Consider the following 15,142-nt stretch of genomic DNA (forward strand, 5'->3'; position numbering starts at 1 on the left):
AGCCCTTAAGCTTGCTCTAATCAGGGTGAGGATTACACAGGGGTTAGGTATGCATGTGATTGTTATTGGCGGGGGTGTCATCGGGGTAACGACCGCCTATTATCTGGTGCAGGCCGGGCATCAGGTCACGCTGCTTGAGCGTGAAGCGGGCCCCGCCTTGCAAACCAGTTTTGCCAATGCGGGTCAGGTTTCGCCGGGCTACGCTTCGCCGTGGGCAGCCCCCGGCGTTCCACTCAAAGCCTTGAAGTGGATGTTCATGCGGCATGCTCCCTTTGCACTTAAACCTGATGGCTCACTGGCGCAGATCCAATGGCTGTGGCAACTCTGGCGCAACTGCGATGCCCGCCATTACCAGCAGAACAAAGAGCGCATGGTGCGGCTGGCGGAATATAGCCGCGATTGCCTCGATGCCTTGCGCCGCGATACCGGGATTCCATATGAAGGCCGCCAGCTCGGCACCTTGCAGGTGTTTCGTACCCAGCAGCAGCTGGATGCCGCTGGCCGCGATATCGCCGTGCTGCATGAGGCTGGCGTGCCATTCCAGCTTCTATCCAATGCCGAACTTGCGGGTGTTGAACCTGCGCTGCAACACGCCAGCCGTTTAACCGGCGGTTTGCGCTTGCCGCACGATGAAACCGGCGATTGTTACCTGTTTACCACCCGCCTTGCCGCCATGGCAGAGTCCCTGGGGGTGAAGTTTGAATACGCAGCCACTGTCCGCGCCATTGAGGTGGAAGGTGGGCGCTTTGCCAGCGTGCATACCCATCAGCGGCGGATCAGCGCGGATGCCTGCGTGCTCGCTGCCGGTGTTTACAGTGCAGATCTGCTGAAGGACATCGCCAGGATTCCGGTATATCCGGTGAAAGGGTATTCGCTGACACTGCCCATTCTGGATGCCAGCCTTGCCCCGCAGTCCACCATTCTGGACGAAACCTACAAGATTGCACTGACGCGCTTTGAGCAGCGCATACGCGTCGGTGGCATGGCAGAAGTGGTCGGTTACGATACGCGCTTGCGCGCACGCCGCCGCGCCACGCTGGAAATGGTGGTGCAGGATTTATTCCCCGGCGCAGGTGATACGGCCCAGGCGAGCTTCTGGGCCGGTTTGCGCCCCATGACGCCGGACGGCACGCCATTGGTGGGCGCAACGCATATCCCCAACCTCTTTCTCAACACTGGCCATGGCACTTTGGGCTGGACCATGGCTTGCGGTTCAGCTAAGTTGCTGACGCACCTCGTTTCCGGGCAGGCGACGGAAATACGCCATGACGACCTGTCGCTCATGCGCTACCACCAGTCTTGAGCCTGTGAGCGCCCATGAAAAAGCCCGGGATTACCCCGGGCTTTTTCACTGCAAGAGTGGCCTGTTTGGCAGGCCACCAGAGGATGGCATTAACCGAACTTGCCGGTAATGTAGTCTTCTGTTTCCTTGCGGGTAGGGCGGGTGAAGATCATGTCGGTATCGCCGTACTCGATCAACTCACCCAGGTACATATAAGCGGTGTAGTCAGACACACGGGCTGCTTGCTGCATGTTGTGTGTTACCACCAGAATCGTCAGCTTGTTGCGCAGCTCGGACATCAGCTCTTCGATGTTGGCCGTCGCAATTGGGTCCAGCGCAGAGGTCGGCTCGTCAAACAGCATGATTTCAGGATCAGTTGCCAGGGCGCGGGCAATGCACAGACGCTGTTGCTGACCACCGGATAGGTTGAATGCCAGATCGTGCAGGCGGTTTTTCACTTCGTCCCACAGGGCGGCACCTTTCAGTGCTTCTTCTACCTTGTCATCCACCACGCGCTTGTTGTTTTCACCGCGTACACGCAGGCCGTAAGCCACGTTTTCGTAGATGGACTTGGGGAAGGGGTTAGGCTTCTGGAACACCATGCTGATGCGCATGCGCACTTCAATCGGGTCGACGCCATTGGCCAGTACATTGGTGTTGTCCGGATGCATGATGATCTGGCCGTCATAACGGTTGCCAGGGTATAGATCATGCATGCGGTTGAAGCAGCGCAGGAACGTCGATTTGCCACAGCCGGATGGGCCGATCAGGGCGGTGATCTTCTTCTCATACAGCGGCATGGTGATGCCCTTGAGCGCCTTGTGACCACCGTTGTAGTAGAAATTCAGATCGCGCGATTCAGCTTTAATCGGAGTTGAGGTTGTCACCATTTGATTAGTTTCCTGATTCTTAAATTAGTCTGTTCAGCCAGTAAGCGGGGAATGTCCCGATTACCACTTGATATTCTTGCGGATGCGGTAGCGCAGCCAGATTGCAGTGCCATTCATCAGCAGGGTAACTACGATGATGAGCGCGCCGGTGGCCGCTGCATTCATGTGGAATGCATGGTCAGGGCGGGACAGCCAGTTGAACATCTGGATCGGCATCACGGTAAAGCCCGAGCTCAGCCACTCAAAATTGAGGAAGGGTGGCGTATCCGTAATCGGTGATGGTGGCAGGAAGGCAATAAACGTCAGTGCACCAATCGTAATCAGAGGCGCTGTTTCACCCAGTGCGCGAGCCATGCCGATAATCACGCCGGTCAGGATGCCGCCGAAGGAGTAGTGCAGCACATGATGCAGCACGACTTGCCATTTGGTGGCGCCCACTGCGTAGGCTGCTTCGCGAATCGCAACAGGAATGCCACGCACGGCCTCACGTGTTGCCACAATCACAACTGGCAGGATCAGCAGACCTAATGTCAGGCCAGCGGTCAGTATGCTTTGCCCCAGGTCCAGGATGTAAACAAACAGACCCAGTGCCAGCAAACCATACACAATCGAAGGTACACCCGCCAGGTTGGTCACGTTGATTTCGATCAGGTCAGAGAACCAGTTCTTGGGGGCATATTCTTCCAGATAGAGACCCGCTGCCACACCCATCGGCACGGCGGAAAGAAAGGTCACGATCATCACCAGCAGCGAACCTATCCAGGCCGACAACAGGCCGGCATGGGCTGCGCGGCGTGAAGGGTATTCGGAGAGGAACTCAAACGTGAAGCGTGGGTAACCATCCATCACCAGGTCGACAAACAGCGTCAACAGGGTGAGGAGGCCGATCATCAGCGCGATCAGGCCGATAATCGAGAATACGTAGTCATTGAATTTGTGCCGGCGAATCATCGCCCGCACTTCTTCCAGATTGTCCAGTACGGATGCTTGGTTACTCATGGCTTAATAAGTCTCTCTGAATTTCTTGCGGGTAAGGTGGCCCAGAATATTGAAGATCAGGGTCATTAGCATCAGCACCAGACCTGCAGCAAAAATACTCTGGTAACCAATGCTGCCGTGGGGCAAATCGCCCATGGCAACCTGCACGATGTAAGCCGTGATGGTGGATGCGCTTTCCATCGGGTTAAAGGTCAGGTTAGGTTGCTGGCCAGCCGCAAGTGCTACTACCATCGTCTCACCCACCGCACGGGAAATACCCAGAATGTAAGCGGCGATAATGCCGGAAATCGCAGCCGGTGTTACCACACGAATGGCAGTCTGAAAGCGCGTGGCGCCCATGGCGTACGAACCTTCACGCATGCTCATTGGTACGGCACGCATGGCATCTTCAGCGACCGAGCTGATATAAGGCACGATCATGATGCCCATCACGATACCTGGGCCCAACATATTGAAGCCAGGCAGGCCGGGGATGAATTTTTGCAGCAACGGTGTCACGAACAGCAGCGCAAAGTAGCCAAATACCACGGTTGGCACGCCAACCAGCAGTTCCAGGATAGGTTTGACGGTTTCGCGTGTCTTGTGCGATGCAAACTCGGACAGGTAAATGGCGCCAACGGTGCCAATCGGAATCGCCACCAGCAAGGCAATGGCCGAGGTGGTGAGGGTGCCGGAAACCAGAGGCAGAATGCCGTAGTGCGCATCTTCAAACAGTGGCGTCCATTGGGTATCCGTCAGGAAGTCAATAATGGAAACATGTTCAAAAAAGCTTAAGGATTCGTAAAGCAGAATGGCGACAATCGCCAGAGTGGTTGCTACTGCCGACATGGCAGCCAGCATAAGAAGGAATTCAATCACGCGTTCAACAAAATGTCTGCGGACGTTTTTTGCCAAACGTGCACTGATTTTCAGTTCAGTCTGATTTGGTAGCACTTGAGTAGCCGTGTTCACTTGATTTAGACCCGTGCATTGTAACGGAATTGAAGGGAGGGATGCGACATCGGGCAGGCAATAATGCCGCCCGATGTCGCAAGCCATTACTTGATGCGGCTCAGCAGTTCAGGAATCTTCACGCCTACTTCTGGCACACCACCAAAGCCAGTACCTGGCTTCAGAGACTTCCAGTGTTCAACCACGGCAGCGTACTCGCTGGCTGGCAGGGGAACGTACTTCACTTCCTTGGTCAGGGCAGCAGCATTGGCAAGGTAGAAGTTGATGAACTCTTTGACTTCAGGCTTGAAAGCGCCAGCCGTTGCGTTCACATAGATGAACAGCGGGCGGGACAATGGCTGGTAAGTGCCGTTCATCACCGTTTCAGGAGATGGGCTGACAGCTGGAGCGCCAGTCTTGGCAACGATAGGCACAGCGCGCAGTTTGTCGCGGTTTTCGTCAAAGTAAGCATAACCAAAGTAACCCAGGCCGCCGATGTCGCTGGATACACCTTGTACCAGAACGTTGTCATCTTCAGAGGCAGTAAAGTCACCACGGCTGGACTTGGCCTTGCCAACCACAGCTTCGGTAAAGTAGTCGAATGTACCCGAGTCAGCACCTGGGCCGAACAGCTTCAGAGGCTTGTCTGGCCAAGTGGCATTCACTTGCTTCCAGGTCTTGACGCTGCCTTGTGCAGCAGGTGCCCACATCTTGTTCAGCTCTTCCACGGTAATGCTTTTGATCCAGTCATTCTTTGGATTCACAACCACGGTCAATGCGTCATATGCCACAGGCAGTTCGATGTATTGAATGCCAGCTTCCTTACAGGCGTCCATTTCCTTCTTCAGGATAGGGCGGGAAGCTTCGGAAATATCAGTCTCACCACGGCAGAACTTCTTGAAACCGCCGCCAGTACCGGAAATACCCACGGTAACCTTGATGGCGCCTTTTTTAGCTTTCTGGAATTCTTCAGCGACCGCTTCGGTAATCGGATAAACCGTGCTGGAGCCGTCGATCTTGACGATCTTTTCAGCTGCGTGAGCAGTGGGGATAGCGAACAGAGATGCGACAACAGCCGCCAGACCCATGCTTTGTACAAACTTCGATTGCATATAACCTCCATGGTGTGAATAAAATCCGCGCTGCAGACGTCAGCTTCCGAGAGCGGGGGTACATAACTTGGGAGCACTTTAAAGCCTCTATGTTACAAGTTTGTGACAATGATGACGAAAGCTAAATTTAGTTGCTGAAAATGAGCTGTGGGGCTTTGATGTATAATCTCGTTTTTATTAGGTTTTATGGTAATGGAAGCAGAACAACTCAATCTGATCGCCCACCGCCTGGCAGATCTTTCTGAACGTAATCATGCCCTTCGGGGGTATCTTTGACTTCGAGACCAAGCAGCAACGCCTGGAAGAAGTCTCGCAATTGCTGGAGGATCCCAGCATCTGGAACGATAACGAACGCTCGCAAAAACTAGGCAAGGAACGCCGCGAACTGGAGTTCGTGGTCAAGTCGCTGACCGAGGTGGATAACAGCCTGCGTGACAGTGCCGAGCTGTTTGAAATGGCGCGCGAAGAAAACGATGATGCCACCTTGCTCGGTATTGATGCCGATAGCAAAGCCCTGGAAAAACAGGTGGAGGAAATGGAATTCCGCCGCATGTTTGCCAACCCCATGGATGGCAATAACTGCTTTATCGATATCCAGTCCGGCTCGGGCGGTACCGAAGCGCAGGATTGGGCCTCCATGCTGCTGCGCATGTATCTGCGCTATTGCGAGCGCCGTGGTTTCAAGGTGGAAGTGCTGGAAGAATCTGAAGGCGATGTCGCCGGGCTCAAGAGCGCTTCACTGAAAATCTCGGGCGATTACGCTTATGGTTATCTGCGTACGGAAAGTGGCGTGCACCGTCTGGTGCGCAAGTCGCCATTTGACTCGGGCAATCGTCGCCACACGTCATTCGCCAGCGTGTCGGTCTTCCCGGAAGTGGATGACTCGATTGAAGTTGAAATCAACCCGGCCGATTTGCGCATTGATACTTACCGGGCGTCCGGTGCCGGTGGTCAGCATATTAACAAGACCGACTCCGCCGTGCGTATTACCCACTTGCCGACCAATACCGTTGTGCAATGTCAGAATGACCGCTCACAGCACCGTAACAAGGCTGAGGCCATGAACATGCTGAAAGCGCAGCTGTATCAGCTGGAGCTCAACAAGCGCAATCAGGAAAAGCAGGCGCTGGAAGATGCCAAGACGGATATTGGCTGGGGGCACCAGATTCGCAGCTATGTGCTGGATCAGTCGCGCATCAAGGATCTGCGCACCAACGTTGAAATTGGCAATACCCAGGGCGTGCTGGATGGCGATCTGGATCCATTCATATCAGAAAGTTTAAAGCAGGGAGTGTAGTAGTGAGCGAAGCACAACAGCCGATTGAGGCGACACAACAAGACGAAAACCATGTGATTGCCGAGCGCCGCGAAAAGCTGAAAGCGATCCGGGCTCAGGGCGTGGCCTTTCCCAATGATTTCAAGCCTGAGCACGCGGCAGCAGAACTGCATGCCCAATATGACGAACAGGACAATGAAACGCTGGAGCCCGCCAATGTGCAGGTGAGCGTAGCGGGTCGCATGATGCTGAAGCGTGTCATGGGCAAGGCCAGCTTTGCCACCCTGCAGGATAAAAGCGGCCGTATCCAGCTCTTCATCTCCAAGGAGAGCATAGGCGAAGAGCTTTACGATGCCTTCAAGAAATGGGATATGGGCGATATTCTCGCCGCCCGTGGCGTGGTGTTCAAAACCAAGACTGGTGAACTGTCGATCAAGGTGAGCGAGCTGCGTCTGCTCACCAAGTCCTTGCGTCCGCTGCCTGAGAAATTCCATGGACTGTCTGATCAGGAGACCAAGTATCGCCAGCGCTATGTTGATCTGATTGTGTCGGACGATACCCGCCAGACCTTTATTGCTCGCAGCAAGATTGTGGCCGCTATTCGCAGCTTCATGCTGGGCAATGCGTTCCTGGAGGTGGAAACGCCCATGCTGCATCCGATTCCTGGCGGTGCGTCGGCCAAGCCTTTTATTACGCATCACAATGCGCTGGATATGCAGATGTACATGCGTATTGCGCCTGAGCTTTATCTCAAGCGCCTGATCGTGGGCGGCTTTGAGCGCGTATTCGAGATCAACCGCAATTTCCGTAACGAAGGCGTCAGCGTCCGTCACAACCCCGAATTCACCATGATGGAGTTCTACGCGGCCTATACCGATTACAAGTGGCTGATGGACTTCACTGAAAACTGTATCCGTGCGGCCGCTATCGCCGCCCGTGGCACGGCTGTGCTGGAATATCAAGGCCGTACGCTGGACCTCAGCCAGCCATTCCAGCGCTTGACCATTGTCGGTGCGATTCAGAAATATGCGCCGGCCTATACATTGGAGCAGCTGAATGATGCTGCTTTCCTGCGCACCGAATTGAAGAAGTTTGGGGTCGAGGCTTTCGCACATGCTGGGTTGGGTGCGCTGCAACTGGCGCTGTTTGAAGAAACGGCCGAAAGCCAGTTATGGGAGCCAACCTATATCATTGATTACCCGGTGGAAGTCTCGCCGCTGGCACGCGCATCGGATACCAATCCCGAGATTACCGAGCGTTTTGAGCTGTTTGTCACTGGCCGCGAAATTGCCAACGGTTTCTCGGAGCTAAATGATGCTGAAGACCAGGCAGCACGTTTCCATGCCCAGGTAGCCGCTAAAGAGGCGGGCGATGACGAAGCCATGTATTACGATGCTGACTTCATACGGGCGCTGGAATATGGCATGCCGCCTACCGGTGGTTGCGGTATCGGCATTGACCGTCTGGTGATGCTGTTGACCGATAGCCCCAGCATTCGCGATGTGATTCTGTTCCCGCATATGCGTCCCGAAGCCTGAATCTGAATGCGATCCCTGCTGCGGTTTGTTGCGGCAGGGCGACAAGATTAGCTCTTTAAAAACAATCGCTTGTTTTTTAAACAACGGATGAGCGTCTCCTGAGGGAGACGTTTTTTTTGGTATTTACCCCTGATTCTTGAAAATTCACCAACAGATTTTTGTAAGTACATGATTCTTTTGGTGTAGTTGTTTCCGGCATGGTCATTGCTCTAACTGCTCTGGTAAATGTGATGTCTGCATTTCGACATTTTTTACCATCATGAAAGAGGATTACCCATGTTAAACAAGCAAGGTCTTTTCAATCGAGGTGCCCAACCTTCTCCTGCACAATCCACGCCCGCTAGCCGCCCTTCCACTTCACCTTTATCTGCCAGCACAACGACGACCAGCGCGCCTTATCCTGCCGCTACCTCTTCTGCCACGGCAGCCTCCGCAGCATCTGATATTAAAACGGACACTGACAACAAAGAGATCTCGGGTAGCCGCCTGATTGTGGGGCCGGATGTCAAACTCAAAGGCGCGGAAATCCAGGACTGCGATACCCTGGTAGTAGAAGGGCGCGTCGAGGCCACCATGGATAGTCGTGTCATCCAGATTGCCGAAGCTGGCGAATTCTCCGGCAAGGTGGGTATCGATGTCGCCGAGATATATGGCAAGTTTGAAGGCGAACTTACCGCACGTAGCCAGCTCATCATTCATGCCAGTGGCCGGGTTAGCGGCAAAATTCGCTACGGCAAGATTTTTATTGAAGAAGGTGGAGAGTTGTCTGGTGATATCGCTTCCATCTCCACCGAAAGCGCCAACAACAAAGCCAGCCCATTGCGCGCAGCCAGCGCAGGTCACGCTTAAGCTCCCTCCGAGCTCCAATGGTTGACGTTGTTGGAGCCATCTTATCGTCACGTATGGGTTGTTGTATTTTTGCAACGCCTGCGTGACGAATTCATGATTCGTCATCAATCTGTCACATTGCATCCCCAGAATCGCTTCCGTGTTGAAACTCAACAAAACGAATTTATAGTTTTTTAACCGGGAGCAATCTAATGAAAAGTATCAAGCTGCGCGGCGTCTGTGCTGCAGTTTCTGGGGCACTACTGTTCGGCTTTGGCGCCAATGCCATGGCTGATTCCACTGTTGACATCGTCAATGCGCTGGTGAGCAAGGGCGTATTGACTGAAGAAGAAGGCAACCTGCTGACCAAAGGCCGCGAAGGCGAAAAACTGGGTCAGGAAAAAGCCATGAAATCCGCTGGCAAGATCAAGATTTCTGACGTGATCGATAGCGCTACTGTATATGGTGATATCCGTGCTCGTTACGAATTCCGTAACGGTGAAGATACTGCGGATAACGGTGAAGATCGTTCACGTGGTCGTTACAAGATGCTCTTGGGTGTGAAGACCGAAGCAGGTGATTTCTATTCGGATATCGCTTTGTCCATGGGTGCAGGTGGCCGTTCCGATAATGCCACTTTCGGTAATACTACTAACGTTGCTGGTGCCCCTACAAACGGTTCAAACAGCAAGGAATCTGTCTATATCAAGCGCGCCATGCTGGGCTGGAAAGCTACTGACTGGCTGAAGCTTGAAGCAGGTCGTGTGGCTAACCCGCTGTATACCACCTCCATGGTATGGGATGCTGACCTGACATTTGAAGGTCTGGTTGAAAAAGTAGACTTCAAGACCGGTAATATCAACTGGTTCGGTAACTTCGCCCAATCTCAATACCGCGGCGACCGTCAGGATTTCTACAATATCGATACCACCTCTGAGCGTAAAACCAACACCCTGTTGGCTTTCCAGGGCGGTGCGAAGTTTGATATTACCGATACGGTGTCTGCCAAGGCTGCATTGACTTACACCACATATACGAATGATAACGGCACTGGTACCGGTGCTTTCGTACCGGGTTTGGGTACAAATACTGGCGTGAGTACCTCGCTGGGCTCTAACCTTGCCTCTACCAACGATATCCGCACCATTGAAATCCCGGCTGAACTGGGCTTCAAACTGGCAAACAACATGAAGCTGAATGTGTTCGGTGACTACGTAGTCAACCTGGATGGCGATGATCGCTTTGACGCTGCTGTCGCTGCTGCTACGGCCGGTACTGCCCGTAACACTATCCGCGCAGCTGGTAACGATGACAAAGCCTGGCTGGTGGGTTTAGGCCTCGAACAAAAGCAGGACAAGAACCCCAAGAAGGGTGACTGGTCTGCCAAACTCTGGTACCAGGACGTAGGTGTTTACGCATTGGATCCTAACGCTGTTGACTCTGACTTCATGGATTCCAAAGTCAACCTGAAGGGTATCGTGTTCAAGGGTGAATACCTGATGCGTGATAACGTATTCCTGAATCTGGCTGCTGGTCACGCCACTCGCAAGAATGACCGTCTGGCCGCTACTGGCTCAGGTGATATTCCTCTGAACCTCGACAGCTACAACCTGTACCAACTGGACGTTACTTACAAGTTCTAAGCTGATAAGTGCCGAGCATGCCAATAAAATGGCATGCGTATCCTGAAAAAACCCGCCATGAAAATGGCGGGTTTTTTTACGCTGAAAGCAAATCGAGTTGGCCAGGGTTTTAAAGGCTATGCGAAGCCTGACGGGGGCTGCAGCCAGACGGTTAAACCCCTTTTAGTAATAGGCTTTTTGGCGTTTGTTGTGTACGATTACATAAAAATTCATATTATAAATCAGGGAAATGTACACCAGTCTCAACACTCGGCCGCGGCCGCTGTCTCTCCGCAATATCGTTAAACTCAGCATTATTGTTTTTGTTTATTGCTTGCTTGGCAGTCTTAATCTCTGGATTCCCATTCCGGATGCCTGGGCGACCTTAATCAGCCCCACAGCCGGCTTCTCGCTGGCGATTCTTCTGGTCTTTGGTTATCGCGCATGGCCTGCCATTTTTATGGGCTCCCTGTTTACCCATTGGCATGCCACCGTGTATTACGTGGCTGCCACCATGGCCGTGGGCGATACACTGGAAACCCTGCTGGCCTGTTATCTGTTGAAGCAGGTGGCGCGTTTTGATCCGGCGCTGATACGCCTGCGTGATTTCCTGACGCTGGTGTTTTTCGCTGTCGGTATCAGCCCGCTGGTCAGTGCATTGATCAATGTGCTGATGCTGGTGGTCGTCGGTGCGGATACCACCGCGCTCGCTAACAGCTTTACTAATTCCTGGCTGGAAGACGCTTTCAGCTATCTCTTGTTTACCCCGGCCGTGCTGGCGTTCTATCACTATGAGCCCATACGCTGGAGTTGGGCGCGAGTGGGCGAAGCCTTGATACTGGCCGGTCTGGTGGTGTTCAGTTGTCTGTTGACCATGCTGGGTGCCATGGATAAATCCATGTCGCAGTTGATGCAGCCTCAGGCTTTCATGCTGTTTCCGCTCATCATGTGGGCGGCGCTACGCTTTCATCAGCGCGGTGCGGCGCTGAGTGTGCTATTTGTTGCCATGACGGCGTTGTGGGGTGGGGCGCATGGCTTGGGTACCTTTGCGCATGATTTTGCCCAGTCCAATCTGCTGGATTACTGGATGTATGTGCTCGTGCTTTCGTCAACCGGTGTTGCCTTGTCTGGCTTGAATGCCGGGCGTATCCGTTCGGAGGCGCGACTCAAGGAGCAGCTGGATACCTACGATGCCTTGCTGCACGCACAGGCGGATGTGAATGAAGGCGTGGCGATTATACATCGTGGCAAGATCGTCTATGGCAACGATGCCTTGTGGCGCATAGGAGGTTACAGTCCCGGTGACATTCCATTGGGGTCGGATTTCTTCAGCCTGATCCATCCGTCTGATCGCAAGCGCGTGAGCGAGATTTACCAGCAACGCCTGCAGGATATGGATGTGCCTACGCGCTATGAAGCGCTGGGCCTGGGGAAAAACGGCAGGGCCATTCATATCGAGATTGCGGCTGCCCAGTATCGGGATGACAGTCAGCGCATCGTGACCTTGATCATTGACATCAGCAGCCGCAAAAAAGCCGAAGCCGAGCTTGTAAAAAGCCAGCAGGACTACCGCGAACTGGTGGAATCGGTGCAGGCGATTGTGTGGCGGGCGATTCCTGGTGGCAAATTTACCTTTGTCAGTAAAGAAGCGGAAGCTTTGCTGGGGTATCCCCTGGCGCAGTGGACGACGGACCCCGGCTTCTGGGTGGACAAGATTCACCCGGACGACCGCGACTGGGTGGTGGAGTATTGCCGTACCGAATCGCTCAAACTGCAAAGCTTTGATTTTGACTACCGCATGATCGCGGCGGATGGGCGCGTGGTCTGGATGAAAGACATCGTCAAGGTGATTCCGAATATGTCCAACACCCGTCCGGCCGAGCTGGTAGGGGTCATGCTGGATATCACCGCCAGCAAGGCTGCGGAAGCAGATCTGCGGCTGGCACGGCAGGTATTCGACAACACGGCAGAAGGCATTGTCATTACCGATCCTGCTTTCCGCGTGCTGGAGGTCAACCAGGCATATCAGCAGATTACGGGTTATGACAAAGAGGAAATCATCGGCAAGCTGCCATCGGTCATGCAGGCTGGCTTGCACGAGGCTGCTTACTATGAGGGCATCTGGCAAACCTTGCGACGCGAAGGTCAATGGGTAGGCGAAATCTGGAATCGGCGCAAATCCGGCGAGAGTTATCCTGAGTGGTTATCCATCAGCCAGGTCGCTGATGCCAAGGGCAGCGTGCAGAATTATGTGGCCGTGTTTACAGATATAACCCAACGCAAATTATCCGAAGAGCGCCTGCAGTTTCTGGCCAATCATGATGCGCTGACGCATCTGCCCAACCGCGCCTTGCTGCAGGAGCGTATCGACCAAGCCTTGTTCCGCGCCCAACGCAACAAGACCGCGATTGCCGTCTTGTTCATTGATCTTGACCGTTTCAAGATCATCAACGATACGCTAGGACACCAAACCGGCGACATGCTGCTGCAAGAAGCCGCCAAGCGGCTTAAAGAATGTTTGCGCGAAACCGATACCGTTGCGCGCCAGGGCGGCGATGAGTTTGTGGTACTGGTGGAAGACTGTGGCGATACCGACTATCTCAATACCATCGCCCGCAAGATCATGGCCACCCTGGCGCAGCCTTTTATACTGGTCGGGCGCGAGCTTTTTATCAGCGCCAGTATCGGCATCAGCGTATATCCGGACGATGGCCTCGATACCGCCAGCCTGCTCAAGCATGCCGATGCCGCCATGTATCGCGCCAAAGAGTCCGGCAAAAACACCTTCCGCTTTTATGCGGCAGAAGCCAATACCAATAGCGTGGAATTATTGACGCTGGAAAACAACCTGCGCCGCGCCGTGGAGCGCAATGAATTCGTGCTGCATTACCAGCCCAAGGTAGACTTGCGCTCGCAGAAAATCATCGGCGCCGAGGCGGTCGTGCGCTGGCAGCATCCTGAGCTCGGCATGCTGTCACCCATGCAGTTTATCCCCTTGGCGGAAGAGACCGGCCTGATTATCGATATCGGCGCCTGGATCATGCGTGAATCCTGTCGGCAAGCCGTGGAATGGCAACAGCTCACCGGACAGAACGTTCGGGTTGCCGTTAATCTCTCCGCCCGCCAGTTCCGCGATGAGACCCTGCGGCAAACCATCGCCGATGCACTGACGGAAAGTGGCTTAACGCCAGACTGCCTGGAACTGGAAATTACGGAAAGCATGATTATGCACAATGCCGAGCGGGCTCGGGAGGTGTTGCAACACTTCCACGACCTGGGCGCCCATGTGCTGATTGATGACTTTGGCACCGGCTATTCTTCGTTCGGCTATCTCAAGCACTTCCCGATTGATTCGCTCAAAATCGACCGATCCTTTGTGCGCGATATCCCCGATGATGTGGACGACATGGCGATTACCCAAGCCATTATTGCCATGGCGCACAGCCTGCAAATCAAGGTGGTGGCCGAGGGCGTGGAAACCCAGGAGCAACTCGCCTTCCTGAAAAAACAGGGCTGCGACCAGATTCAGGGATTCCTGTTCAGCGAACCGCTGCATACCCACGACTTTGTCCGCATGCTGAAACTACAGCCCATGCTCAGGCTGCAACTGGGTGAGGCGGCGGTAGCCTGAGCGCTTAAGCCTTTTATGCGTCTGCGGTGGGCTGGTGATAGGCCTGCAAGCGCATTACTTCATGCCGGGCACCCATGATGACTGGTACACGCTGATGCAGTGAGCCCGGCTGCACTTCCATCATGCGCTGATCGCCCGTGGTCGATAAACCACCTGCCTGCTCCACCAGAAAACTCATGGGATTGGCTTCGTACATCAGGCGAAGCTTGCCGCCTTTATCGCGCAGTTCCCGATCCGTGGGGTAGATGAAAATCCCGCCGCGTATCAGCAGGCGATGCACCTCGGCCACCATGGCTGCCATCCAGCGCATGTTGAAGGTTTTTCCCAAAGGACCTTCCATGCCTTGCAGGCATTCGCTGATATAGCGTTTTACCGGGGCATCCCATAGTTTCTGGCGCGACATGTTGATGGCAAATTCCTGGGTGTCGGCCGGAATTTGCATGGCATGGTGTGTCAGCACAAAGTGTTGTTTCTCCTCATCCAGCGTGAAGCCATGGGTGCCAAAGCCTGTTGTCAGCACCAGCATGGTGGAGGTGCCATACAAGGCATAGCCCGCGCATACCTGGGCGTCGCCTGCTTGCAGAAAATCCGCCATCTGCGGGCTAGCCTTGCCGTGGTGACTGAGGATGGAGAAGATGGTGCCGACCGGGGCATTCAGGTTGACATTGGAGGAGCCATCCAGTGGATCAAACAGCAGCAGATACTTGCCCGCATTGCCATACTCCGCCGGAATTTCATAAGGCAGCTCCATTTCCTCCGAGGCCATGCCGGCAAAGTGTCCTGAGCGCTGGTTATGTTCAAGGAAGATGGTATTGGTGATGACATCCAGCTCTTTTTGCGTTTCGCCTTGTATGTTTTCTGAGTCTAGGCTGCCCATGTTGCCGGTGAGCGCGCCACGGTTGACCGCGCGTGCAATCTGCCGGCAACTCTCCGCGATACTTTGAAGCAGGTCTGTAAACTCCGCGTCGGGCAGGTGCCCTTGTTGCTGTTCGTGTTGCAGGAAGTCGTGCAGGGTCATTGCATTCATGATGTGC

General features: G+C 54.1%; 11 protein-coding genes. 6 read left to right on the top strand and 5 right to left on the bottom strand.

Annotated features, from left to right (window positions below):
• The first annotated feature begins 49 nt into the window (after positions 1–49).
• Positions 50–1,303 carry a D-amino acid dehydrogenase gene (locus ACWWD9_RS04935; protein WP_455867913.1) on the top strand — a complete coding sequence of 418 codons (1,254 nt, stop codon included), beginning with the start codon at positions 50–52 and terminating at the stop codon, positions 1,301–1,303.
• An 89-nt stretch (positions 1,304–1,392) separates the two neighbouring features.
• On the opposite strand, the gene pstB is transcribed toward ACWWD9_RS04935, so the two are convergent.
• From pstB to ACWWD9_RS04955, 4 genes are all read right to left on the bottom strand, one after another.
• Positions 1,393–2,172, bottom strand: coding sequence for a phosphate ABC transporter ATP-binding protein PstB (gene pstB, locus ACWWD9_RS04940; protein ID WP_013442647.1), 780 nt, complete (start codon positions 2,170–2,172; stop codon positions 1,393–1,395).
• Between the two features lie 60 nt (positions 2,173–2,232).
• Entirely contained in the window at positions 2,233–3,171 is a 939-nt protein-coding gene (gene pstA / locus ACWWD9_RS04945) for a phosphate ABC transporter permease PstA (RefSeq protein ID WP_013442646.1), read from the bottom strand.
• 3 nt (positions 3,172–3,174) lie between these two features.
• Complete coding sequence (pstC, locus tag ACWWD9_RS04950; RefSeq protein WP_049821897.1) at positions 3,175–4,122, bottom strand: phosphate ABC transporter permease subunit PstC; 948 nt, start codon at positions 4,120–4,122, stop codon at positions 3,175–3,177.
• 86 nt (positions 4,123–4,208) lie between these two features.
• Complete coding sequence (locus ACWWD9_RS04955) at positions 4,209–5,213, bottom strand: PstS family phosphate ABC transporter substrate-binding protein (RefSeq protein WP_013442644.1); 1,005 nt, start codon at positions 5,211–5,213, stop codon at positions 4,209–4,211.
• A gap of 192 nt (positions 5,214–5,405) precedes the next feature.
• Between ACWWD9_RS04955 and prfB the strand changes: the two genes are divergently transcribed.
• The 5 genes from prfB to ACWWD9_RS04980 all read left to right on the top strand — a co-directional run bounded on the left by prfB (position 5,406) and on the right by ACWWD9_RS04980 (position 14,108).
• Positions 5,406–6,510 (top strand): peptide chain release factor 2 gene (gene prfB / locus ACWWD9_RS04960; protein WP_148211171.1). Its coding sequence is split into 2 segments (ribosomal slippage): positions 5,406–5,486 and positions 5,488–6,510, totalling 1,104 coding nucleotides; the frame shifts between segments, so codons are not numbered across the junction.
• Between the two features lie 2 nt (positions 6,511–6,512).
• A complete protein-coding gene (gene lysS, locus ACWWD9_RS04965; RefSeq protein WP_455867914.1) occupies positions 6,513–8,027 on the top strand; it encodes a lysine--tRNA ligase in 1,515 nt (504 codons plus the stop codon).
• A 276-nt stretch (positions 8,028–8,303) separates the two neighbouring features.
• Positions 8,304–8,876 (top strand): bactofilin family protein, encoded by a 573-nt coding sequence (locus ACWWD9_RS04970; RefSeq protein WP_013442641.1) that lies wholly within the window; start codon positions 8,304–8,306, stop codon positions 8,874–8,876.
• Between the two features lie 191 nt (positions 8,877–9,067).
• Complete coding sequence (locus ACWWD9_RS04975; RefSeq protein ID WP_455867915.1) at positions 9,068–10,498, top strand: putative porin; 1,431 nt, start codon at positions 9,068–9,070, stop codon at positions 10,496–10,498.
• A 313-nt stretch (positions 10,499–10,811) separates the two neighbouring features.
• Positions 10,812–14,108, top strand: a complete 3,297-nt coding sequence (locus tag ACWWD9_RS04980; RefSeq protein ID WP_455867916.1) for a bifunctional diguanylate cyclase/phosphodiesterase — start codon at positions 10,812–10,814, stop codon at positions 14,106–14,108.
• Positions 14,109–14,121: 13 nt separating this feature from the next.
• Here ACWWD9_RS04980 and ACWWD9_RS04985 read toward each other — a convergent pair whose 3' ends face one another.
• The gene (locus tag ACWWD9_RS04985; RefSeq protein WP_455868138.1) at positions 14,122–15,138 is read right to left on the bottom strand and encodes a class 1 fructose-bisphosphatase; all 1,017 of its coding nucleotides are present in this window, start codon (positions 15,136–15,138) and stop codon (positions 14,122–14,124) included.
• Positions 15,139–15,142: the final 4 nt, after the last annotated feature.

It is taken from the genome of Methylovorus sp. SPW-M1 (genome assembly GCF_053848825.1).